14 protein-coding genes, 3 rRNA genes and 1 pseudogene are annotated in these 22,505 nt (G+C 69.8%); 9 read left to right on the plus strand and 9 right to left on the minus strand.

Annotated features, from left to right (window positions below; translation table 11 throughout):
• Nucleotides 1-5: 5 nt before the first annotated feature.
• Nucleotides 6-1,958, minus strand: a complete 1,953-nt coding sequence (locus tag CRP52_RS13000; protein WP_097236550.1) for a hypothetical protein — start codon at nucleotides 1,956-1,958, stop codon at nucleotides 6-8.
• A gap of 373 nt (nucleotides 1,959-2,331) precedes the next feature.
• Here CRP52_RS13000 and CRP52_RS13005 point away from each other — a divergent pair, with 373 nt between their 5' ends.
• The 3 genes from CRP52_RS13005 (at nucleotide 2,332) to CRP52_RS13015 (ending at nucleotide 4,625) form a co-directional block, all read left to right on the plus strand.
• The gene (locus tag CRP52_RS13005; protein ID WP_097236551.1) at nucleotides 2,332-3,081 is read left to right on the plus strand and encodes a DUF6215 domain-containing protein; all 750 of its coding nucleotides are present in this window, start codon (nucleotides 2,332-2,334) and stop codon (nucleotides 3,079-3,081) included.
• A gap of 195 nt (nucleotides 3,082-3,276) precedes the next feature.
• Nucleotides 3,277-3,948, plus strand: a complete 672-nt coding sequence (locus tag CRP52_RS13010; RefSeq protein ID WP_097236552.1) for a DsbA family oxidoreductase — start codon at nucleotides 3,277-3,279, stop codon at nucleotides 3,946-3,948.
• 161 nt (nucleotides 3,949-4,109) lie between these two features.
• Nucleotides 4,110-4,625, plus strand: a complete 516-nt coding sequence (locus CRP52_RS13015) for a DinB family protein (protein WP_257032446.1) — start codon at nucleotides 4,110-4,112, stop codon at nucleotides 4,623-4,625.
• A 160-nt stretch (nucleotides 4,626-4,785) separates the two neighbouring features.
• Here CRP52_RS13015 and CRP52_RS13020 read toward each other — a convergent pair whose 3' ends face one another.
• From CRP52_RS13020 to CRP52_RS13030, 4 genes and pseudogenes are all read right to left on the minus strand, one after another.
• Nucleotides 4,786-5,235 carry a hypothetical protein gene (locus tag CRP52_RS13020; RefSeq protein ID WP_097236554.1) on the minus strand — a complete coding sequence of 150 codons (450 nt, stop codon included), beginning with the start codon at nucleotides 5,233-5,235 and terminating at the stop codon, nucleotides 4,786-4,788.
• 5 nt (nucleotides 5,236-5,240) lie between these two features.
• Nucleotides 5,241-5,633 carry a helix-turn-helix transcriptional regulator gene (locus CRP52_RS39500; RefSeq protein WP_257032448.1) on the minus strand — a complete coding sequence of 131 codons (393 nt, stop codon included), beginning with the start codon at nucleotides 5,631-5,633 and terminating at the stop codon, nucleotides 5,241-5,243.
• 214 nt (nucleotides 5,634-5,847) lie between these two features.
• Nucleotides 5,848-5,964, minus strand: a pseudogene (locus tag CRP52_RS39505) (HTH domain-containing protein); the annotation flags it as partial.
• Between the two features lie 10 nt (nucleotides 5,965-5,974).
• Nucleotides 5,975-6,913 carry an alpha/beta hydrolase gene (locus CRP52_RS13030; RefSeq protein WP_097236555.1) on the minus strand — a complete coding sequence of 313 codons (939 nt, stop codon included), beginning with the start codon at nucleotides 6,911-6,913 and terminating at the stop codon, nucleotides 5,975-5,977.
• Between the two features lie 221 nt (nucleotides 6,914-7,134).
• Between CRP52_RS13030 and CRP52_RS13035 the strand changes: the two genes are divergently transcribed.
• Both CRP52_RS13035 and CRP52_RS13040 read left to right on the plus strand, forming a co-directional pair.
• Nucleotides 7,135-8,142 (plus strand): hypothetical protein, encoded by a 1,008-nt coding sequence (locus tag CRP52_RS13035; RefSeq protein WP_143685721.1) that lies wholly within the window; start codon nucleotides 7,135-7,137, stop codon nucleotides 8,140-8,142.
• A 37-nt stretch (nucleotides 8,143-8,179) separates the two neighbouring features.
• Nucleotides 8,180-9,187 (plus strand): hypothetical protein, encoded by a 1,008-nt coding sequence (locus CRP52_RS13040; protein ID WP_143685723.1) that lies wholly within the window; start codon nucleotides 8,180-8,182, stop codon nucleotides 9,185-9,187.
• A gap of 390 nt (nucleotides 9,188-9,577) precedes the next feature.
• On the opposite strand, the gene rrf is transcribed toward CRP52_RS13040, so the two are convergent.
• The 3 genes from rrf to CRP52_RS13055 all read right to left on the minus strand — a co-directional run bounded on the left by rrf (nucleotide 9,578) and on the right by CRP52_RS13055 (nucleotide 14,684).
• Nucleotides 9,578-9,694, minus strand: a 5S ribosomal RNA gene (rrf, locus tag CRP52_RS13045).
• A 71-nt stretch (nucleotides 9,695-9,765) separates the two neighbouring features.
• Nucleotides 9,766-12,885: ribosomal RNA gene (locus tag CRP52_RS13050) — 23S ribosomal RNA — on the minus strand.
• Between the two features lie 275 nt (nucleotides 12,886-13,160).
• Nucleotides 13,161-14,684: ribosomal RNA gene (locus CRP52_RS13055) — 16S ribosomal RNA — on the minus strand.
• Together the 16S, 23S and 5S rRNA genes form the textbook arrangement of a ribosomal RNA operon.
• Before the next feature lie 709 nt (nucleotides 14,685-15,393).
• Between CRP52_RS13055 and CRP52_RS13065 the strand changes: the two genes are divergently transcribed.
• Nucleotides 15,394-15,843, plus strand: a complete 450-nt coding sequence (locus CRP52_RS13065; RefSeq protein WP_179852783.1) for a hypothetical protein — start codon at nucleotides 15,394-15,396, stop codon at nucleotides 15,841-15,843.
• 62 nt (nucleotides 15,844-15,905) lie between these two features.
• Here CRP52_RS13065 and CRP52_RS36950 read toward each other — a convergent pair whose 3' ends face one another.
• Nucleotides 15,906-17,345, minus strand: a complete 1,440-nt coding sequence (locus CRP52_RS36950; RefSeq protein WP_179852784.1) for an AfsR/SARP family transcriptional regulator — start codon at nucleotides 17,343-17,345, stop codon at nucleotides 15,906-15,908.
• Nucleotides 17,346-17,485: 140 nt separating this feature from the next.
• Here CRP52_RS36950 and CRP52_RS13075 point away from each other — a divergent pair, with 140 nt between their 5' ends.
• The 3 genes from CRP52_RS13075 to CRP52_RS13085 all read left to right on the plus strand — a co-directional run bounded on the left by CRP52_RS13075 (nucleotide 17,486) and on the right by CRP52_RS13085 (nucleotide 22,446).
• The gene (locus CRP52_RS13075) at nucleotides 17,486-20,449 is read left to right on the plus strand and encodes an AfsR/SARP family transcriptional regulator (protein WP_097236560.1); all 2,964 of its coding nucleotides are present in this window, start codon (nucleotides 17,486-17,488) and stop codon (nucleotides 20,447-20,449) included.
• A gap of 157 nt (nucleotides 20,450-20,606) precedes the next feature.
• A complete protein-coding gene (locus CRP52_RS13080) occupies nucleotides 20,607-21,506 on the plus strand; it encodes a CAP domain-containing protein (protein ID WP_097236561.1) in 900 nt (299 codons plus the stop codon).
• Nucleotides 21,507-21,576: 70 nt separating this feature from the next.
• Nucleotides 21,577-22,446, plus strand: a complete 870-nt coding sequence (locus CRP52_RS13085) for a peptidoglycan-binding protein (protein ID WP_097236562.1) — start codon at nucleotides 21,577-21,579, stop codon at nucleotides 22,444-22,446.
• Nucleotides 22,447-22,505: the final 59 nt, after the last annotated feature.

Below are 22,505 nucleotides of genomic sequence, written 5' to 3' on the forward strand. Positions count from 1 at the left end.
GGGTGTCAGCCGCGGCCGAGGAGCCGGCCGAGGAAGCCGGGGCGCTGCGGCGCTCGGGCCGGTTCCGGCTCGGGTGCGGCAGCCGGCTTGGGTTCGGGCTCGGGAGCGGCCGTATCGGCCTCCTCGGTCTCGTCGGCCGCTCGGTCGTCGACGGCGTCCTCGGCGCGGATGGCCGCCCGGGCGAGGTCGAGGTCGGCGAGCGGCAGCCAGGGCGCGGCGAGCACCAGCCGGCAGACCGAGCGCAGGACCGTCACCACCCGGGTGTGCCGGGCGTCGACGCAGTGGTTCAGCAGGGTCCGGAGCTGGGCGGCGATGTCGCCGCGGGTCTCCGGGTGCGTCCAGCCGATCGCGACGAGCGCGAAGCCGGCCGCCTCGGCGACCCAGTCCTCGGGCCCGAGCAACAGGTCGCGCAGCACGCGGCGGCGGTCGGAGCCCCGCCAGGGCTGGTCGGTGCGGTGGTGGGCGATGCCCAGGCAGGTGAAGGCCTGGACGGCGCGCACCCAGAGTTCGGGCTGGTGGGCGAGCAGGGCCCGGCCGAGCTCGTCCTCGCGCGGCTGCGGCGGGTGGGCGAGGACGCCGAGCAGGTCGGCGAGCGGCAGCCCCGCGAGGCGGACGGCCTCGTCGTAGGCCGCGGGGATGCTCGGCCAGACGATCCCGGTGATGGCGCGGACGAGTTCGGCGCTCTCGGGTGCGGGCGGGGCGACGGCGGGCCGCGGGTCGGTGCCGTCCCAGGTCCAGATCCGGGTGGCGGTCTCGGTCAGCGGCTGCCGGGGGTCGGGCGTGCCGACGGACTGGTAGACCACGGTGCAGCGCGGCAGGGCGAGCTGCAGGGCCAGCTGTGAGCTGGGCGGTTCGAGGGTGGAGACGGTGCAGTCGATCTCGGTGTCGCGGTCGGTGTCGGCCGCTGCGAGCACCTGGTGCAGCAGGTTGACGGTGGCTTCCGAGGTGCCGGGGACCATGCCGAGCCACGGCTCCTGGTGGCTCAGCCGGGCCAGCAGGTCCTGGGCGTACTGGTGGTCGGGGTGGGCGCGGTGGTGGTCGGCCAGGCCGAGCAGGTGGGCCGGGTCGCCGTCGAGCGCGTGGCGCAGCCCGTACCGGGCCGGGGCGGCCTTGGGGTGGTCGGGCTCGGTGGCGAGCACCCGGTCCAGCCAGGGCAGGCCTTCGGCGGCGCGGCCGAGGGCGCCGTACAGTTCGGCGACGTCGACGGCGAGGTAGCTGCCGGAGTCGTCCATCTCGCGCCCGGAGCGCGCCAGTTCGGCCTCCCAGACGGCGAGCGCCCGTTCCGGCCGACCGTCCGCGCGCAGGGCGTTGCCGAGCATCACGGCGGGCAGGTAGCCGGGGGCCAACCGGTGGGACCGTTCGGCGAGTTCGACGGCCCGGGCGGTGGCACCGAGGCGGCGGGTCAGACCGGAGGCCATCGCCGGGAGCATCGCGTGGTCGCCGTGGCGGGCCAGGACGGCCTGCACGAAGGTGTCGAAGGGCCGTACCGCGTCCGCCAGTTCGTCGGGGAGCGGGTCGGGCAGTGCGCCGGCCGCGCGGGCCACCGCCTGGGCGATGGCGTCCGGGTCGACCAGGCCGGGCAGGTCCTCGCGGGCGAGCCAGACGGTGTGCGCCCAGGGGCGGGCCGGCTCGTACTGGATGGCGGAGGCGAGCAGGCCGACCGCCGCGTCCCAGTCCCCGGCGGCGGCCTCCACATGGGCCCGGCAGGCGACCGTGCCGAGGTACACCTCGCCGTCCAGCGGGAACAGGTCGCGCGCGGCCGCGGGGCCGCCGGCGGCGGCGCACAACTCGGCCAGCGCCTCGTGCAGTTCGGGCAGTTGCGGGTCGTTGAGGATCGCGTCGGCGAGGTGGTCGGCGGCGTGCGCGAGGTCCCCGGAGTCGATCGCCAGCCGGGCGACCGCGACCTCCCCCTCGGCCGCCAGCCGCTCGTCGTCCCCGTCCGTGTGACTGACGTTCATGTCCCCGTTCCCCCCGGTCGCGTCCCCCCGCTCCGAAGGAGGCTATCCGGTGCGGGCCGATGTCCCGCGTTCACCCCGACGGCGGGTCGCCGCCAACTTCCGGATCGGATACGACTCTTAGGGGTGGCTCCGGCCTCCGAAGGACACGGATCGCGGCTCTCCTGCCGCCCACCTCCGTCGAGCGCCGGAGCAGGAAGCCGGGCGAGCCGACTTCCTGCTCCGCAGACCCGGCCGTACGGAGGAGTCGGGCAGCGTCTGCGCAGGTCACGGACACGGGGGCGCGGATTCGCTGCCGCCGGGCCGACGCTACGATCAGCCCCGCTCACGGGGCCCTCGGATGGTCGGGGGCGAGCGTCTCGAACGGGGAACCACGGTGGAAAGCGACACGGCCGGCGCGGCCGACAACGTCGACCAGGTCACGGCGGACACGGAAGGCACGGAGCCCACGCAAGGCGCCGGCCAGGTCGCCGACCACGTCGACGACGCCGGCCGGGACGGCGCCCGGCGCAAGGACCGGGCCGGCCTGCAGCTGGCGGCCGCGGTGGTGCTGGTCGCCGGTGTGATGGCCGGCCTGTGGGGGATGGGCCTCCTCGGCACTCCCCCGGCGGAGGACGAGAAGCCGGTCGCCTGTGACGCCGCCCGGCCGACGGACCGGCCCGGGTACCCGGCGCTGTGCGCCGCGCTCAACCGCCCCGACCTGCCCGCCCTGCTGGGCACTCCGGAGGACCGCGTCACCACCGCGCACCCGGCGCCCATCGTCTTCGGCAACGACGTCATGGTGGAGGTGCGCCTCAAGTCCACCGTCGCCACCCTGATGGACGGCAACACCTCGGTCGAGGACATGCTCGGCATGCCGCAGTTCTTCGCCAAGCCGGCCACCGTCCTCGGCCACCCCGCCGCGACCTACTGGTCCAACGCGATGCCACTCATCCCCGGCCCCGACGCGAAGGCCGGCCCCGCGACGCGGAACCTGGTCGTCGCGCAGGATCCCAAGGCTCCCGGCGGCCGGGCCTACGAGTTCGTCGTCTTCCGCCAGGACGGCCGCTCTCCCGACGAAGCGGCCCTCAACCGGCTCGCCGAAACGATCCTGCCCACCCTCCCCGGCTGGATCCCGGCACCGTAGGACGAGCCCGCAGGACAGCGCTCCGGAGCAGGAAGTCGGGTGGGCCGACTTCCTGCTCGGGAGCGGCCACGGCGGGGGACCTGGCGGCGGGGCCCACGCCTGAACATTTCATGACGAGAAATATTCAGGTTCCGGAGCGTGTTGTTCCGGCCGTCGACGCGGGAAGGACCCGCGCGACGGAAGGAGCCCTGCACCGTGCGCGTCGAAGTGTGGAGTGACATCAACTGCCCGTGGTGCTACATCGGCAAGGCCCGGTTCGAGCAGGCTCTGGAGGCGTTCCCGCACCGCGAGGAGGTCGAGGTCGTCCACCGCTCCTTCGAGCTGGACCCGCGCGCCCCGCGCCAGGCCCGTCCGGTCATCCCGCTGCTCGCCGCCAAGTACGGGATGAGCCTGGAGCAGGCCGAGGCGGCGGAGGCGCGGATCGCCGAGAACGCCCGCGGCGAGGGCCTGCCGTACCTGAGCGGCGGGCGCGACGCGGCGAACTCCTTCGACATGCACCGCCTGCTGCACTTCGCCAAGGAGCACGGCCGGCAGGCGCAGCTGCTGGACGCCCTGTACCGGGCGAACTTCGCCGAGGAGCGCTCGGCGTTCGAGGAGGGGCGGCTGGTCGAGCTGGCCGTCGAGGCGGGCCTGGACGGCGAGGCGGCGGCCGCCGTCCTGGCCGATCCGGAGGCCTACGCGGAGGCGGTGCGCGAGGACGAGACCACGGCGAGCGCGATGGGGGCGACGGGCGTGCCGTTCTTCGTCCTGGACCGGCGGCTCGGCGTCTCGGGCGCCCAGCCTGCGGAAACGTTCACCCGGGCCCTGGAGCAGGCCTGGGAGAGCCGCGTCACGGCGCCGCTGACGCCCCTCACGCCGAAGCAGTGACGACGGGCTCGGAGCAGGAAGTCGGCCCGTCCGACTTCCTGCTCCGGGGCTGATCCCGGCTGACAGAATTCCGCCCCATGACACCTGCCTCGCCGATGACACCTGCCGTGCCCGCGACACCAGCCGTGCCCGCGACACCAGCCGTGCCCGCGACACCAGCCGTGCCCGCACCGAGCCCGCGCCTGTCCGACCCCCAGGACCTCCTGCTCGGCTACCTCGACCACCTCCGCGCGATGATCGCCGCCAAGATCGCGGCCATGCCCGAGGCCGACCTGCGCACCAGCCTCCTGCCCTCGGGCTGGAGCCCGCTCGAACTGCTCAAGCACCTGGTCCACATGGAACGGCGATGGCTGCGCTGGGGCTTCCTCGGCGAGCCCGTACCGGCACCGCACGGCGACAAGGACGCCTCCGGGCGGTGGCACGTCGGCCCGGACGAGACCGCGGCCGAGCTGATCGCGGCCCTGCACGCCGGAGGCGAGCAGACCCGCGCCATCGTCACCGGAACGCCCCTCGCCACCGACAGCGCCACCGGGGGCCGCTTCCCCGCCGACGGCCAGGCGCAGCCGCCGACGCTCGGCTGGATCCTCTTCCACGTCCTGCAGGAGTACGCACGCCACTCGGGCCATCTCGACATCGTGCACGAGCTCGGTTCGGGGGCGCCCCACCCCGCCGGGTAGCCGGAGCCGCGGAACCTCGCCAGCCCGCCGCCGCCCGTGAACAGGAAGTCGGACCGGCCGACTTCCTGCTCCGGGCCGCCCCCGGGGCACCGGTCGCGACACGGGTCCATCGGCCTGCCCGGCGTCGGCGCGGGCAGGCCTCCGGTCTTCTGCCGGTCTGCTAGTCGTAGAAGAACTGCCGCAGGTCCTCCGCCGAGCCGGGTCCGCTGAGGAAGGCCTCGACCTTGACGACCTCCCGGGCGGGCGGCGGGCCGTCCACGGGCAGTCGCCGCAGCCAGGCCTCCGCCTGCTCGCCGACCGCGTGGATGGCGCAGAGCAGTTCGGCCATGCCCGCCGGCCGGGGCGGGGTCACGCCGTCGACGGGCCGGAGCTGCCAGCCCCCGGCCCGGGCCGCGCGCCGGATCGTGCCCGCCCAGGACGCCAGCCGGTCGAGCCGGGCGGGCCAGGGGATGTCGGCGGAGGGATCCAGGTACGCCGGGACCGCGGCGGCGATCTCGTCCGTCGCCCGGCGTTCGAGGGGCGTCCGGGTCCACCGGCCCTCCTGGGCGTCCTCGATGGCGGCGTCCCACCACTCCCAGGCGCTGTGCAGACGGGTCTCGAAGGCGTCCATGCGGGTCAGGCTATTGCCACCGGGAGCGGGCCCAGCGCGGTGGGCCGTACGGCACCCGCGGCGGCCGAGCCGCTGAGCAGTTCGGCCAGGTCGTGGGGCTGCGCCCGTTCGCCGGTCGGGGCCGCGGCCGTGATCCGGTCCAGCCGGAAGCCGCGGCCGGCCCGGCGGGTGCGGCACCAGGCGATGAGGTACCAGCGGCCGTCGGCGGCGAGCAGCCCGGCCGGTTCGACGGCCCGGTCGCTCTCGTGCCCGGCCGCGTCGCGGTAGGACAGCAGCAGCACCGTGCCCTCGGCGAGGGCCCGTTCCACGGCCGTACGGATCGCGGAGTCGCCCGGCCTGGGCAGCGTGACGATCCGCCGGGCGAGTTCCCGGGCCGCCGCTGCCGCGGGGCCGGCCATGGCGGCCTCGATCTTCTGGGCCGCGCTGCGGGCCGCGTCGGCGTACGGGGGTGGCGGCGTCGACGGCGGCGAGTGCGGTGGTCAGGGCCGAGGCCTCGCCGGCGGTGAGGTGGATCGGGGGCAGGGTCATCCCCGGGTCGATCGACCAGCCGCCGCCCCGCCCGGGTACCGCACGGACCGGGATCCGGGCCGCCATCAGTGCCTGGAGGTCGCGTTGGACGGTCCTGGTGCTGACCTCGAACCGCGCGGCGAGCGCCGCGACCGTCACCGGCCGTGGCGCCGCCGCCCGCAGCTCCTCCACCAACGCGTACAGCCGAGCGGTTCGGTTCATGCCGCGGACGCTACCGTCCTGCAAAGGCCAGGAAGTCCCGCTCCCGCCGCAGTTCCCGCTCGGTGACGGCCAGCGGGAACAGGGTGAAGCCGTGCATCGCGCCCGCGACGACGCCGAGTTGCACGGGCGCGCCGGCCGCCTCCCACCGGGCGGCCAGGAACAGCGAGTCGTCCAGCAGCGGGTCCTCGGTGCCGACGACGATCCGGGCGGACGGCAGCCCCGTCAGGTCGGCGAACAGCGGCGAGACCTCCGGGCTGCGGCGCTCCTCCTCTCCCATCCCGGGCGTGAACAGGGCGTAACTGCCGTGGAGGGCATCGGTGTTGCTCAGCAACGGGCGCGGTCCGAAGGCGCGCTGGCTCGGCGTCATCGACAGGTCGTAGGGGCCGAACAGCAGCTGGGCGGCCCGGAACGCGCCGGTGATGCCGTGCCGGTCGCGCAGCCGCAGCAGCGTCACGACACTGAGGTGGGCGCCGGCCGACTCCCCGCCGATCAGCAGCCGTTCGGTGCCGAACTCGGCCGCCGCGTGCTGCACCAGCCACCGGGCGGCGGCCTCGCAGTCGTCGGGCCCGGCGGGGAACGGGTGCTCCGGAGCGAGGCGGTAGTCGACGCTCACCACGGCCAGCCGCGCCTGCTCGGCGAGGTGCCACAGTCGCTCGTCCTGCCCGTCCGCGGACCCGAACGCCCAACCGCCGCCGTGGATGTGGAGGTACACGCCCTCGACGCGCTCCGGCACGAAGACCCGCACCTTCACCCCGCCCCCGACCGTGCGGTCCCGGCCCTGCGGCAGCCGCAGCGGCGGTGCGTCCCCGGCGAGCCGGTTGCGCCGCAGCAGCGCCAGGGTGGCCGGGTCGAGCCCCCGTCCGCGAGCCGGGCGGCTCGCGGCGGCGGCCTCGAACTGCGCGTTGAAGGCGAGGGTTTCGGGCAGGCAGTCCTCATCGGTGATCGTCATGCGGTCGAGCGTCGCAGCCGTCCGCGACAGCGTGCTGTCACCCTTTTGCCGTGACCCGCGTCACACCTGTCCGTCGATATCAGGCCAGCGGAGATCATCCCCAACTCGCCTACACCACACCTGAGTTGTTTCCTCCTCACGCAAACTGCTTCCCGCAGCCCGTACGTCCTGTCAGGGTCGATCGGCGCAAGGTTCATTCCTTACGACGAAGGGCAGACCCCTTGTTCAAGCGACGAAGCGCCTCCGTGCTCGCGGCTGCGGCGATCACGACGGCACTCGGCCTCGTCCCGGTCGGCACCGCCCAGGCGGCGCCCCAGGCGGCCTGCGTGTGGCAGAAGACGGCATGGGAACTGCCGACCGGCACCAACGACGCCGTCCTGTACGGAAGCGACGGGAACCGGTACGGAGTCGGCATCGCCGGCACGATGTCCACCACCTTCCCCTACGGCATCAAGAACGGGCTCGCGACGCTGTGGGACAACGGGAAGCCGGTCCTGCGGCTCTCCTCGTCCACCACCGTGGCGGACGTCAACTCGTCAGGCCTGATCGTGGGCACGGACTACGTCAACGGCACGTACACGGCCGTGAAGGTGAGTTCCACCGGGACGAAGACGGCACTGCCGTCCAACCCCGCCTGGAACGGATCGAACGCAAAGGTGATCAACAACGCCGGCGACATCGCCGGGGTCGCCTCGATCGGCACGAAGAACGTCGTGGTGGTCTGGCCGGCCAGCGCGCCGGGCACGTACCGCGAGCTGCCCGTCCCCTCGAACTACATACCCGCCGTCGACGACATCGACGAGCAGGGCCGGATCGTCGGGATCACCAACGCGGGCGGCTTCGTCATCGACCTCAACAGCCAGTGGCACACGCTCGCCGCGCAGGGCACCAACGGCACGGGCTCGCCGAACGCGATCCGGGACGGGCGCATCGTCGGCAGCATCCACAGCGACACGGCGTACTCCGAGGCCGAATGGGACTCCCAGGGCAGGCTGGTCAGGACCATCACCAACGGCGCCATCGAGGCGCGGGCCATCGGCGGCAACGGCACCGTGGGCGGCCTCGCCTTCGTCAACTCGTCTCCCCGCTCGGTCCTGTGGAGCAACGGCGTGGTCTCGGACTCGCTGTCCGCTACCTCGCAGTTCTTCCAGATCACGGCGATCAGCACCGACGAGAAGAAGCTCATCGGCAACGACGCCGGCTACCCCAGCAGCTACACCTGCTCCTGAGCTCCAGGTTCATTCCCCACCAAGAAGGGCGGATCCCTTGTTCAACCGACGAAGCGCCTCCGTGCTCGCGGCAGCGGCGATCACGACGGCACTCGGCCTCGTCCCGGTCGGCACCGCCCAGGCGGCGACCCAGGCGGCCTGCGTGTGGCAGAAGACGGCATGGGAACTGCCGACCGGCACCAACGACGGCATCCTGTACGGAAGCGACGGCAGCCGCTACGGAGTCGGCCTCACCGGAACCATGTCCACCACCTTCCCGTACGGCATCAAGAACGGGCTCGCGACGCTGTGGGACAACGGGAAGGTCGTCCTGCGGCTTCCCTCGGGCACCAACGCGTCGGACGTCAACTCGTCCGGCCTGATGGCGGGCAGCAGCATCGTCAACAACAAGTTCACGGCCGTCAAGGTGAGCCCGACCGGGACGAAGACGGCACTGCCGTCCAACCCGACCTGGAGCGGCGCGGAGGCCAAGGTGATCAACAACGCCGGTGACATCGCCGGGGTCGCCTCGATCGGCACGAAGAGCTTCGTGGTGGTGTGGCCGGCCAGCGCGCCGGGAACGTACCGCGAACTGCCCACCCCCTCGACCAGTACCCTCATCCTCACCGACATCGACGAGCAGGGCAGGACCGTCGGGTACACCGACGCGGGCGGCTTCGTCACGGACCTCAACGGCCAGTGGCACACGCTCGCCGCGAAGGGCACCAACGCCACGGGTGAGCCGACGGCGATCCGGGACGGCCGCATCGTCGGCAGCATCAACAGCGACACGTCCTACTCCGAGGCCGAATGGGACGCCCAGGGCACGCTGGTCAGGACCATCACCAACGGCGCCATCGAGGCGCGGGCCATCGGCGGCAACGGCACCGTGGGCGGCCTCGCCTTCGTCAACTCGGTCTCCCGGTCGGTCCTGTGGAGCAACGGCGTGGTCTCGGACTCGCTGTCCTCGGTTTCGCAGAACTTCCAGATCGCGGCGATCAGCACCGACGAGAAGAAGCTCATCGGGAACGACGCCGGCTACCCCAGCAGCTACACCTGCTCCTGATCCATCGCGTGATCGGTACGCAGCCCCGGGCTTCCCGCCCGGGGCTGCGTTTCCGTTGTGCAGGCCTACCGGGGGCGCGGGTTGAGGCGCGCGGGGTTCCAGGGGGAGTTACGGCCGGCGGCCTCGCGGTAGGCGATGCGCTGGACGGCGAAGAGCAGGCGGTAGAGGTTGAGGGCGGTCTCGGAGTCGTCGGCGGCGAAGCCCAGGTGGTGGATGAAGGTTTCGAGGTCGGACCAGTCGAAGTCGTCGGGGACGGGCGGGGTGACCGGGGCGGACCCTGCCGATCGGGCCTCCTGCCGCGAATTGCCATCGAACCGGCCCTACTCACTAGGGTCCGGAAATGCGAAGAACCCCCATCCGGGATCCGGATGGGGGTTCTTCAGAAGAATTGTTCGGCGGCGTCCTACTCTCCCACAGGGTCCCCCCTGCAGTACCATCGGCGCTGTGAGGCTTAGCTTCCGGGTTCGGAATGTAACCGGGCGTTTCCCTCACGCTATGACCACCGAAACACTATGAAACTATCGACCCGCCGACAGGGCGGTCGTTGTTTCAGAACAACACAGTGGACGCGAGCAACTGAGGACAAGCCCTCGGCCTATTAGTACCGGTCAACTCCACCCCTCACAGGGCTTCCATATCCGGCCTATCAACCCAGTCGTCTACTGGGAGCCTTACCCTCTCAAGGAGGTGGGAGTGCTCATCTCGAAGCAGGCTTCCCGCTTAGATGCTTTCAGCGGTTATCCCTCCCGAACGTAGCCAACCAGCCATGCCCTTGGCAGGACAACTGGCACACCAGAGGTTCGTCCGTCCCGGTCCTCTCGTACTAGGGACAGCCCTTCTCAACACTCCTACGCGCACAGCGGATAGGGACCGAACTGTCTCACGACGTTCTAAACCCAGCTCGCGTACCGCTTTAATGGGCGAACAGCCCAACCCTTGGGACCTACTCCAGCCCCAGGATGCGACGAGCCGACATCGAGGTGCCAAACCATCCCGTCGATATGGACTCTTGGGGAAGATCAGCCTGTTATCCCCGGGGTACCTTTTATCCGTTGAGCGACGGCGCTTCCACAAGCCACCGCCGGATCACTAGTCCCTACTTTCGTACCTGCTCGACCCGTCAGTCTCACAGTCAAGCTCCCTTGTGCACTTACACTCAACACCTGATTGCCAACCAGGCTGAGGGAACCTTTGGGCGCCTCCGTTACCCTTTAGGAGGCAACCGCCCCAGTTAAACTACCCACCAGACACTGTCCCTGATCCGGATCACGGACCCAGGTTAGACATCCAGCACGACCAGAGTGGTATTTCAACGACGACTCCACAACAACTGGCGTTGCCGCTTCAAAGTCTCCCACCTATCCTACACAAGCCGAACCGAACACCAATATCAAGCTATAGTAAAGGTCCCGGGGTCTTTCCGTCCTGCTGCGCGAAACGAGCATCTTTACTCGTAATGCAATTTCACCGGGCCTATGGTTGAGACAGTCGAGAAGTCGTTACGCCATTCGTGCAGGTCGGAACTTACCCGACAAGGAATTTCGCTACCTTAGGATGGTTATAGTTACCACCGCCGTTTACTGGCGCTTAAGTTCTCAGCTTCGCCTGGACGAATCCAAGCTAACCGGTCCCCTTAACGTTCCAGCACCGGGCAGGCGTCAGTCCGTATACATCGCCTTACGGCTTCGCACGGACCTGTGTTTTTAGTAAACAGTCGCTTCTCGCTGGTCTCTGCGGCCACCCCCAGCTCAAGGCGCAAGGCCCGTCACCAGGAATGGCCCCCCTTCTCCCGAAGTTACGGGGGCATTTTGCCGAGTTCCTTAACCATAGTTCACCCGAACGCCTCGGTATTCTCTACCTGACCACCTGAGTCGGTTTGGGGTACGGGCCGCCATGAAACTCGCTAGAGGCTTTTCTCGACAGCATAGGATCATCCACTTCACCACAATCGGCTCGGCATCAGGTCTCAGACTATGTGAACGGCGGATTTGCCTACCGTTCGTCCTACACCCTTACCCCGGGACAACCACCGCCCGGGCTGGACTACCTTCCTGCGTCACCCCATCGCTCACCTACTACCCCGTTGGGTCACCGGCTCCACCACGTCCCTTTGTCCGAAGACTCCGGGCCGGCTTCACGGGCTTAGCATCAAGAGGTTCAGCGTTGGCGCTTCAAAGCGGGTACGGGAATATCAACCCGTTGTCCATCGACTACGCCTGTCGGCCTCGCCTTAGGTCCCGACTTACCCTGGGCAGATCAGCTTGACCCAGGAACCCTTGGTCAATCGGCGCAAGAGTTTCCCACTCTTGTATCGCTACTCATGCCTGCATTCTCACTCGTATACCGTCCACGACTGGTTTCCACCGCCGCTTCACCCGGCACACGACGCTCCCCTACCCATCACAGCCTCCGTTGGGAGTATTGCTGCAATGACACGACTTCGGTGATGTGCTTGAGCCCCGCTACATTGTCGGCGCGGAATCACTTGACCAGTGAGCTATTACGCACTCTTTCAAGGGTGGCTGCTTCTAAGCCAACCTCCTGGTTGTCTCTGCGACTCCACATCCTTTCCCACTTAGCACACGCTTAGGGACCTTAGTCGGTGTTCTGGGCTGTTTCCCTCTCGACCATGGAGCTTATCCCCCACAGTCTCACTGCCACGCTCTCACTTACCGGCATTCGGAGTTTGGCTAAGGTCAGTAACCCGGTAAGGCCCATCGCCTATCCAGTGCTCTACCTCCGGCAAGAAACACGTGACGCTGCACCTAAATGCATTTCGGGGAGAACCAGCTATCACGGAGTTTGATTGGCCTTTCACCCCTAACCACAGGTCATCCCCCAGGTTTTCAACCCTGGTGGGTTCGGTCCTCCACACGGTCTTACCCGCGCTTCAACCTGCCCATGGCTAGATCACTCCGCTTCGGGTCTTGGGCATGCAACTCAAACGCCCTATTCGGACTCGCTTTCGCTACGGCTACCCCACACGGGTTAACCTCGCTACACACCGCAAACTCGCAGGCTCATTCTTCAAAAGGCACGCAGTCACGGCCGTGATCCGAAGACCACGACGACGCTCCCACGGCTTGTAGGCACACGGTTTCAGGTACTATTTCACTCCGCTCCCGCGGTACTTTTCACCATTCCCTCACGGTACTATCCGCTATCGGTCACCAGGGAATATTTAGGCTTAGCGGGTGGTCCCGCCAGATTCACACGGGATTTCTCGGGCCCCGTGCTACTTGGGAGATGAGCAAGCAAGCCGTACAGATTTCGTCTACGGGGGTCTTACCCTCTACGCCGGACCTTTCGCATGTCCTTCGACTACCCATACGGTTTCTGACTCGCCCAGCCGCCGGCAGACGACTGAAGCTCATTCCCACAACCCCGCAATGGCAACCCCTGCCGGGTCTCACACCAAAACGGTTTAGCCTCATCCAGTTTCGCTCGCCACTACTCCCGGAATCACGGTTGTTTTCTCTTCCTGCGGGTACTGAGATGTTTCACTTCCCCGCGTTCCCTCCACACTGCCTATGTGTTCAGCAGCGGGTGACAGCCCATGACGACTGCCGGGTTTCCCCATTCGGAAACCCCCGGATCAAAGCCTGGTTGACGGCTCCCCGGGGACTATCGTGGCCTCCCACGTCCTTCATCGGTTCCTGGTGCCAAGGCATCCACCGTGCGCCCTTAAAAACTTGGCCACAGATGCTCGCGTCCACTGTGCAGTTCTCAAACAACGACCAGTCACACACCCTCAATGATCCGAAGACCACCTCAAGTGAGGCCGGCAACCACTGAGACAACGGTTACCCGTTCCCTCAGGACCCAACAACGTGCCCGACACACCCGATCAACAACCCGCCTTCCACGCCGAAGCAGTACTAACGGATGCCAACCAAGTGTGCCGAATAGTCAACGTTCCACCCATGAGCGAGCACTCCGGGACATTCGCCCGAAGCTGCTATGTGCTCCTTAGAAAGGAGGTGATCCAGCCGCACCTTCCGGTACGGCTACCTTGTTACGACTTCGTCCCAATCGCTGGTCCCACCTTCGACGGCTCCTCCCCTTACGGGTTAGGCCACCGGCTTCGGGTGTTACCGACTTTCGTGACGTGACGGGCGGTGTGTACAAGGCCCGGGAACGTATTCACCGCAGCATGCTGATCTGCGATTACTAGCAACTCCAACTTCATGGGGTCGAGTTGCAGACCCCAATCCGAACTGAGGCCGGCTTTTTGGGATTCGCTCCGCCTCACGGCATCGCAGCCCTTTGTACCGACCATTGTAGCACGTGTGCAGCCCAAGACATAAGGGGCATGATGATTTGACGTCGTCCCCACCTTCCTCCGAGTTGACCCCGGCAGTCTCCTGTGAGTCCCCATCACCCCGAAAGGCATGCTGGCAACACAGAACAAGGGTTGCGCTCGTTGCGGGACTTAACCCAACATCTCACGACACGAGCTGACGACAACCATGCACCACCTGTATACCGACCACAAGGGGGCACCTGTCTCCAGGCGTTTCCGGCATATGTCAAGCCTTGGTAAGGTTCTTCGCGTTGCGTCGAATTAAGCCACATGCTCCGCTGCTTGTGCGGGCCCCCGTCAATTCCTTTGAGTTTTAGCCTTGCGGCCGTACTCCCCAGGCGGGGAACTTAATGCGTTAGCTGCGGCACCGACGACGTGGAATGTCGCCAACACCTAGTTCCCAACGTTTACGGCGTGGACTACCAGGGTATCTAATCCTGTTCGCTCCCCACGCTTTCGCTCCTCAGCGTCAGTAATGGCCCAGAGATCCGCCTTCGCCACCGGTGTTCCTCCTGATATCTGCGCATTTCACCGCTACACCAGGAATTCCGATCTCCCCTACCACACTCTAGCCTGCCCGTATCGAATGCAGACCCGGGGTTAAGCCCCGGGCTTTCACATCCGACGCGACAGGCCGCCTACGAGCTCTTTACGCCCAATAATTCCGGACAACGCTCGCACCCTACGTATTACCGCGGCTGCTGGCACGTAGTTAGCCGGTGCTTCTTCTGCAGGTACCGTCACTTGCGCTTCTTCCCTGCTGAAAGAGGTTTACAACCCGAAGGCCGTCATCCCTCACGCGGCGTCGCTGCATCAGGCTTGCGCCCATTGTGCAATATTCCCCACTGCTGCCTCCCGTAGGAGTCTGGGCCGTGTCTCAGTCCCAGTGTGGCCGGTCGCCCTCTCAGGCCGGCTACCCGTCGTCGCCTTGGTAGGCCATTACCCCACCAACAAGCTGATAGGCCGCGGGCTCATCCTGCACCGCCGGAGCTTTCCACCAACCCCCATGCGGAGGAAGGTCATATCCGGTATTAGACCCCGTTTCCAGGGCTTGTCCCAGAGTGCAGGGCAGATTGCCCACGTGTTACTCACCCGTTCGCCACTGATCCACCCCGAAGGGCTTCACCGTTCGACTTGCATGTGTTAAGCACGCCGCCAGCGTTCGTCCTGAGCCAGGATCAAACTCTCCGTGAATGTCTACCCGTAATCGGGCGGCACTCGCGTTGAGCGGCACGGCAACCACCGGAATAGGGTGATCCCGCGCACTGCGTCCTCGCTAGTGTTATTTCAAAAGGAATCTCCAACCCCGATCAGAATGACCGAGGCCGGGGATGTCAACATATCTGGCGTTGACTTTTGGCACGCTGTTGAGTTCTCAAGGAACGGATGCTTCCTTCGGACCGCCTTCCAGCGGACCCTCCGGGCTTCGTTCTTTCGTGTTCCCAGCTTATCAGATGACTTCCGCTCCGTTTCCGGGGCTTCGTTCATCCAACTCGCTGGTGCCTTCCGGGGTTTGACGCCCCGTCCGACGTTTCAAACTCTAGCCGATCCCCGCTTCGAAAAGCGAATCCAGCCGCAATCCGATAAAACGCAGACACGACCCAGCTCTAGCCGGAAAGTGGTGTTTCAAGGGATTGGCCACTCCGGGACCGTCCGCGCCGATGCGTGTCCGGTGCTCCCTGTCGAGCGACTAGAGAACACTACTCCCACTTCGCCTCCACGCCAAACGCCCCTGTCGGCCTCACCGCCAGGCCTCGCCCGGCCTCGCCCCTCAACGCGGCGTTTATCGTCTGTCTACCGACGCCAGCCATGATCGTTCCCACGGCGCCCCGGACACCTCGTGGGCGTCAACGTACGAGAGAGGCGACACGGGGACATGAAGACGACGAAGACGCTGCGACGCATGGCGGTCGGAACGGCGGCCGGCGTGCTGGCACTGGTCGGGACGATGGTGTCGGCGGGGACCGCGCAGGCCGACTACTCGGCCGGATCGACGCTGAACGAGCCCGGGATCCTCTACCAGGGCGGCTACCTCAGCTACAACGACACCAAGCTGATCCTCCAGGGCGACGGCAACCTCGTCATTTACAAGGGCTACTCGTACCCGACGGCGGTGTGGGCCGCCCCCGGCACCTGGGGCTGCGGCCAGAAGGCGATCATGCAGGGCGACGGCAACTTCGTCGTCTACGGCGCCAACAACCGCGTCTGCTGGGCCAGCAACAGCTTCAAGTCCAGCTCCACCGAGCGGGCCTCCGTGTCGCTCTCCGACCACGGCGGAGTCGACATCGTCTTCGAGGACACCCGTTTCGAGAGCTTCGGCCGGTTCACGATCCGCAGCTCGGACCCGTACTAAAGAACCCGTACTGAAGAACCCGTACGGAAGAGCCCGTACCGACAGACTCCGCGCCCCGGCCCTCACCCCCGTTCGGTGAACCACCTGACCAGGTCCGCCACCGACCACCAGGGCCGGGCCGCGAGCCGGGTCGCCGCCGTCCGCAGCAGCACGGGCAGGTAGCCGCACAGGCCGGCCAGCTCGGCCGCCGCGGCCGGCTCCCGGCTGATCCGTTCGACGCCCACGATCCGCGCCAGCAGCTCGTGGGCGTCGTGCGGTTCCAGCGGTCCGACCGCCAGCCGGACCGCGTCGACGGGCAGCACCCCGGGGTCCGCCCCGGTCACCACGGCCGCGCAGCCCGCGGCCAGGGGCAGCAGCGGGGTCGGGTCAGCCACCCCGTCCAGCACCACCAGGACGCGCCGCCCGGCCAGCGCCGCCCGGTAGTGGGCGCTCAGCTCGTCGGCCGGGGCACCGTCGGCGGGTCGTTCGCCCAGGGCCCGCAGGAAGGCCGCCAGCACGGCGCCCGGCTCCCCGCCCTTTGTGTACAGCTGGCCGTCCGGGAAGCCGTCCTGGACGGCGTGGGCGACGTGCACCGCCAACGCCGAAGTGCCGCTGCCCGCCGGGCCCGACAGCCCCACCACCGGCGAACCCACCGCCGGCGCACCTCCGGCCGTTCGCAGCACCCGTTCCGCCTGCCGGGCCAGCGCGGCCCGGCCGACCAGGTCGGGGATGTCCGGCGGGAGCTGGCCGGGCCTGGGCAGCCGCCGCAGCGGCACCGGCGGCTGTCCCCGCCGGATCCGATCGGCCAGCTCGACCACCGCGGCCGCCGGCTCCAGCCCCAGTTCGCGGTCCAGCCGCTCCCGCAGCTCCTCGTACACCGCCAGTGCCTCGGCCGTCCGGCCGCACCGGTGCAGCGCCAGCAGACGCAGCCGGTGCACCTCCTCGTCCTGCGGGTGCGAGGCGGCCAGGGCGGCCAGCGGCTCCACCGCGTCGGTGTGCCGGCCGAGCACCACGTCCAGGTCGAGCAGCGCCTTCACCGCCGCGAAGCGGCCGGCCGCCAGCCGCTCCCGCGCCCGTTCGGCGAACGCGCCCGGCACGCCGTCCAGCGCGCGGTCGCCCTCCCACGCCCCGAGCGCGGCCACCAGCAACTCCCGAGCCCGGACCGGATCCTGGTGACGCAGCGCGACGGCCTCGGCCACCGCGGCCTCGTAACGGAACAGGTCCACCGACTCGCGCGGCACCGCCAACCCGTACCCGCCGGCCGCCGCCACCAGCAGCCCGGGGGCGCCCAGCGCCCGCCGCAAACGGTGCGCATGGGTGCCGATCTGGCCGACCGGATCCTTCGGCCAACGCGTATCGTCCTCGCCCCACAAGCCCTCGACCAGCCGCTCCGTCGGCACCAGCTGCCCCGGAGAAAGCAGCAGCGCGGCCAGCACGGCCCGCTGCTGCGGCCGGCCGAGTTCTACCTCACGGTCGTCGCACCGGGCGCGCAACGGCCCCAGCACGCGGAATTCGAGCCGCACAGCCCCCCTCTCGAAACCCCCGTTCCGGTGCACAATCAGTGACAGAGCATAGGCCGCCGGCGCACGGGGGCGCCGCTGTCCGGACGGAAGTGGCGGGGAAGTGGCGGGATACCGGCGCAGAACGACTTTCGGGACGGGACATGGGTGACATGGGGGGAGCCGGGCTTCGGTTCGGACTGCTGGGGCCGCTGCGGGCCTGGTACGGGGAGCAGGAGCTGGAGTTGGGCAGGCCGCAGCAGCGGGCCGTGCTCGCCGTCCTGCTGCAGGCCACCGGACGGACGGTGGCCGTCCCGGTCCTGGTCGAGGGCGTGTGGGGCGGGGCCGAGCCCGCCGACCCGCGCAAGGCAGTCCAGCTGGCCGTCTCCCGGCTGCGCAGTGCGTTCCGGCCGTACACCGGCGGCGACCCGGATCGGATGCCGCTGGTGCGGGTCGGCGACGGCTACGCGTTCCGGGCGCCGCACGCCGAGGTGGACGCCGCCGCCTGGGAGGAGCTGCTGGCCGAGGCCGGGCGGCTGCGGGAGTCGGACGCACCGCCCCGGGACGTCCGGGAGGTGCTGCGCAGCGCCCAGCGGCTCTGGGTCGGCGAACCGCTCGCCGGCCTGCCCGGGCCGCACGCCGAGGCCGTCCGGGCCCGCCTCGCCGAGCAGCGGATCTCGGCCAAGGAGACCGAGCTGGAGCTGGACGCCGAACTCGGCGACCGCACCGACCTGACCGCGGAGGCCGAAGCACTCGCCCTGGAACACCCCGGGCGGCCCCGGCTCACCAGCGTCCTGATGCGCGCCCTCTACCAGGCGGGCCGCAAGGCCGAAGCGCTCGCCGTGTACGAGGACGCCCGGCCGTCGCTGCCGCCGGACGACCGCGGCCCGGCCGAACTCCAGCTGCGCATCCTGCGCGAGGACGCCTCGCTGCTGCCCACCGCCACCCCCGCCGCCCCGGCCGAGGCCGCCACCGACACCTGGCAGGCCCCCGACCAACTCCCCTCCGGCCTGCCCGACTTCACCGGCCGCACCGAGGAGGTCGAAACCCTCCTGGACCGCCTCGCCGCGGCCGGCGGGCGCGCCGTCGTGGTCTCCGCGGTGGACGGCATGGGCGGCGTCGGCAAGACCACCCTCGCCGTGCACGTCGCCCGGCACGTCCGCGAACGCTTCCCCGACGGGCAACTCTTCGCCGACCTGCGCGGCGCCGACCACACCCCGCCCGACCCGGGCACCGTCCTCGTCGGCTTCCTGCGCGCCCTCGGCGTCGACCCCACCGAGATCCCGACCGACACCGGCGAACGCAGCGCCCTCTACCGCTCGGCGCTCGCCGGCCGGCGCGTCCTCGTCGTCCTCGACAACGCCGCCACACCCGGCCACGTCGAACCGCTGCTACCCGGCTCGGCCGGCTGCGCCGTCCTCATCACCAGCCGCCACCGGCTGGCCGGCCTCGCCGGCGCCCACCAGCTGCGCCTGGACACCCTGCCGACCGAGCAGGCGCTGGAACTGCTCACCCGCATCGTCGGCGCCGAACGCGTCGCCGCCGAAGCCGACGCCGCCGAGGAGGTCGTCCGGGCCTGCGGGCTGCTGCCGCTCGCCGTCCGCATCGCCGCCTCCCGGCTCGCCGCCGACCCCGCGCTCACCCTCGCCGCGCTCGCCGAAGGGCTGCGACACGAACACCGGCTGGCCGAACTCAGCGACGGCGAACGGACGGTGGAAGCCACCTTCGCGCTCTCCTACCGCCGCCTCGACCCCGAACTCGCCCGGGCCTTCCGCCTGCTGTCGCTGCCCGACGCCCCCGACCTGCCGCTGCCCTGCGCCGCCGCCCTGCTCGGGCGCACCGAGGACGAGGCCGACGAACTGCTCGAAACCCTCGTCGACCTCAACCTGCTGCACTCCCCCCGGTTCGGCCGCTACGGCTTCCACGACCTCGTCCGCGCCTACGCCCGCGGCCGGCTCGCCGCCGAGGACGACGCCGCCGAACGCACCGCCGCCACCGACCGGCTGCTCGACTTCTGCCTCGCCACCGCCCGCAACGCCGACCTCGCCGCCCGCAAGGCCGAACCGGCCGAACTCTGCCTGCTCGGCGCCACCGTGGCCTCCCCCGGCCGGGCCATCGCCGACGGCGCGGAAGCCGTGCGCTGGATGCGCGACCAGGCCGAGGTGCACGCCGCCGCCATCGCGCTCGGCTGCGACGACCCGGCGCTGCCGCTCGACCGCGCCGCCGAACTCGCCGACCGGATGGGCGCCGTGCTCCCGGAACGCACCCAGACCGGCGTCATCGTCGACCTCGCCGAACGCATCGGCCGGGAGGCCGCCGCCCGCGGCGAGCACGGGCCGCTCGCCCTCGCCCACTACCTGCGCGGCAGCATGCTCTGGCACATCAACCGCTACGCCGAGTCCGAGGAGGAGATCCGCCGGGCCGTCGCCCTGTCGGACGGGGAGGACGCGGACGAGTCGGGCACCCAGGGGTCGGAGGGGCGGCCACGAGCCGAACGCGTCCTCGCCAAGGCCCTGATCACCCTCGGCAGCAACGCCCGCACCCACAGCCGCTACGCCGAGGCCGCCGAACACGCCGGCCGCGCCGCCGCCCTCTTCCACCGCCTCGGCGCCCAGCGCGCCGAGGGCAGCGCGCTCGGCGAGTTCGCCTTCAGCGCCGCCCAGACCGGCCGGGTCGACGAGGCCCGGGAGGCCGCCGAGCGCAGCGCCCGCCTGATGAGCGCCTCGGGGCCGGTCTCGGCCGCGATCGGCCGCTACTACCTGGCCCGGGTGCTGCGGCTGTGCGGCGACCCGGAGGCGGCGCTCGACCACGCCGTCGGCGCCCGCGAGGAGTTCGTCGCCCTCCAGGTCACCGTCTTCGCCGCCGCGTCCGGTGACCTCGCCGCCCGCATCCACGCCGAGGCCGGCCGCTGGCTGCTCGCCGTCGACGCCGCCGAAGCCGTCCTCCCGCTCGCCCGCCGAACCAGCGCCGCCCTGGAGGCCGGCCTGCTGCGCACCCTCGGCACGGCACTCGACGGCCTAGGCCGGCCGCGCCAGGCCCGGGCCTGTCTGGCGGACGCCCTGGAGCTGTACGAGCGGCTGGGGATCGCCGAGGAATCGGCGCAGGTCAGGGGGTTGCTGAACCGGTAGGCAGAGTCTCCCCGGACCGGTAGACGGCACGTCAACGGGCCGACTCGCTACGCGCGTTGACCGGCCGTCTACCGCATTGAAGGAACGTCTTCCTCGTCAGGCCCCGGGTCGCCATGTGTCCCCGGCCCGGGGCACCTTCAGACGAGAGGTGCACCCCATGCCCACGCTCCCGCAGCACGGCCAGACCTGGACCCTCAAGTCCGCCAACGCAACGGTCGCCGACGTCCGCTCCAGCCAGACCGCCGTCGGCACCGCCATCCAGTCCTGGGGCTCCAACGGCACCACCGCCCAGGGCTGGACCTTCTGGGCCAAGGAGAACGGCAGCTTCCTTCTGGAGACCCAGCTGACCACCGGCAAGCACCCCGGCGGCCAGGCCATGGTCATGGACTACAACTACTCGATCGGCCAGGCCTGGCTGTTCAACGAGCACAACCAGCCCAACCAGCACTGGTGCTTCGAGCCCGTCGACAACGACTGGATCCGCATCCGCACCACCCGCGGCGACGAGGGCACCCTCTTCCTCACCGCCTCCGCCCCCGGCTCCCCGCTCACCCTCACCCGGCAGGACGACGGCAACCCGGCGCAGCGCTGGCAGCTCGTCCCGGCCGGCGGCATCAGCGGCGGCGGCCAGCAGCAGCAGCCCCAGCCGCAGCCGCAGCCGCAGCCCGGCGGCGCTGACTTCCGCACCGAGATGCTGAACGCCGTCAACGCCGAGCGCGGCCGCGTCGGCGCCCCGGCGCTGCGCCTGGACGACCGCCTCAGCGCGGCCGCCCAGCGCCACGCCAACGACATGGCCTCGCACGACCTGACCCAGCACGACGGCACCGACGGCAGCTCCCCCTGGGACCGCATCCGTGACGCCGGCTTCGTCTCCCGCGCCTCCGCCGAGAACGTCACCCCGGGCAACAGCGTCGCCGAGGCCATGCAGATGTGGATGAACAGCCCGCACCACCGGGACAACATCCTGGGCACCGCCTACAACGCCATCGGCATCGGCTACGCGCCGCGCCAGCGCGGCAACTGGGGCCGCTACGTGCAGACCTTCGGCCAGGGCTGAGCCCCCGCCCGGCGCCTTTCGGCGCCATTCGGCACCCTTCCAGCCTTCCAGCAGCAAGGAGTCCACACCCATGTCCTCGAACGCGGCGGACCTGATCAACGTCGCCCGTGACCAGGTCGGTTACCACGAGGGTCGCGAAGGCGGGCACTGGAACAACATCCAGAAGTTCTCACCCGCCGTCCCCGGCCTGGAGTGGTCCCAGGGCGAGGCCTGGTGCGCCACCTTCGTCGCCTGGTGCGCCCAGGAGTCCGGCAACGCCGGCCGCTTCCCGGTGACCGCCTCCTGCGCGGAGGGCGTCGCCTGGTTCAAGGAGCGCGACCGCTTCACCGAGTACCCGGTGATCGGCGGCCAGGTCTTCTTCGGCCCGGGCGGCGGCAGCCACACCGGCATCTGCGTGGCCTACACCGCCTCCACCATCACCACCGTCGAGGCGAACACCAACGACGGCGGCAGCTCCGAGGGCGACGGCGTCTACATGAAGACCCGTGAGCGCCGCTCGGACTGGGTCTACGGCTACGGCATCCCGGAGTTCTCCGAGGGCGTCGTCCTCGCCGACCCGGAGTGGAAGGACCGGGCCGGGGCGCTCTACTTCGGGCAGGAGGCCTCCCCGACCGACAGCCCCAGCGACGGCGCGGCCGGCGGCAGCGCTCCGGCGGCCGACGGCGGCAGTGGCGGCGGCGACGCCGGTGACGGCTACGAGCCCTTCCCCGGCGCCGAGTTCTTCCACGACGGCCAGAACAGCGACGTGATCACCCGGATGGGAGAGCGGCTGGTCGCCGAAGGCTGCTCCGCCTACGCCGAGGGCCCCGGCCCCGAGTGGTCCGACGCCGACCGCGAGTCCTTCCGCAACTGGCAGCACAAGCTCGGGGACTCCGGCTCGGACGCCGACGGCATCCCCGGCCCCAAGCAGTGGGCCGCGCTCCAGGTCCCGCGCGGCTGACGCCGACCCCCGTCCCGCGCGGCTGACGCGGGACCGTCCACCCACCACACCAGAAGGAG

Source organism: Streptomyces sp. 1331.2 (genome assembly GCF_900199205.1).
Classification (GTDB): Bacteria; Actinomycetota; Actinomycetes; order Streptomycetales; family Streptomycetaceae; genus Kitasatospora.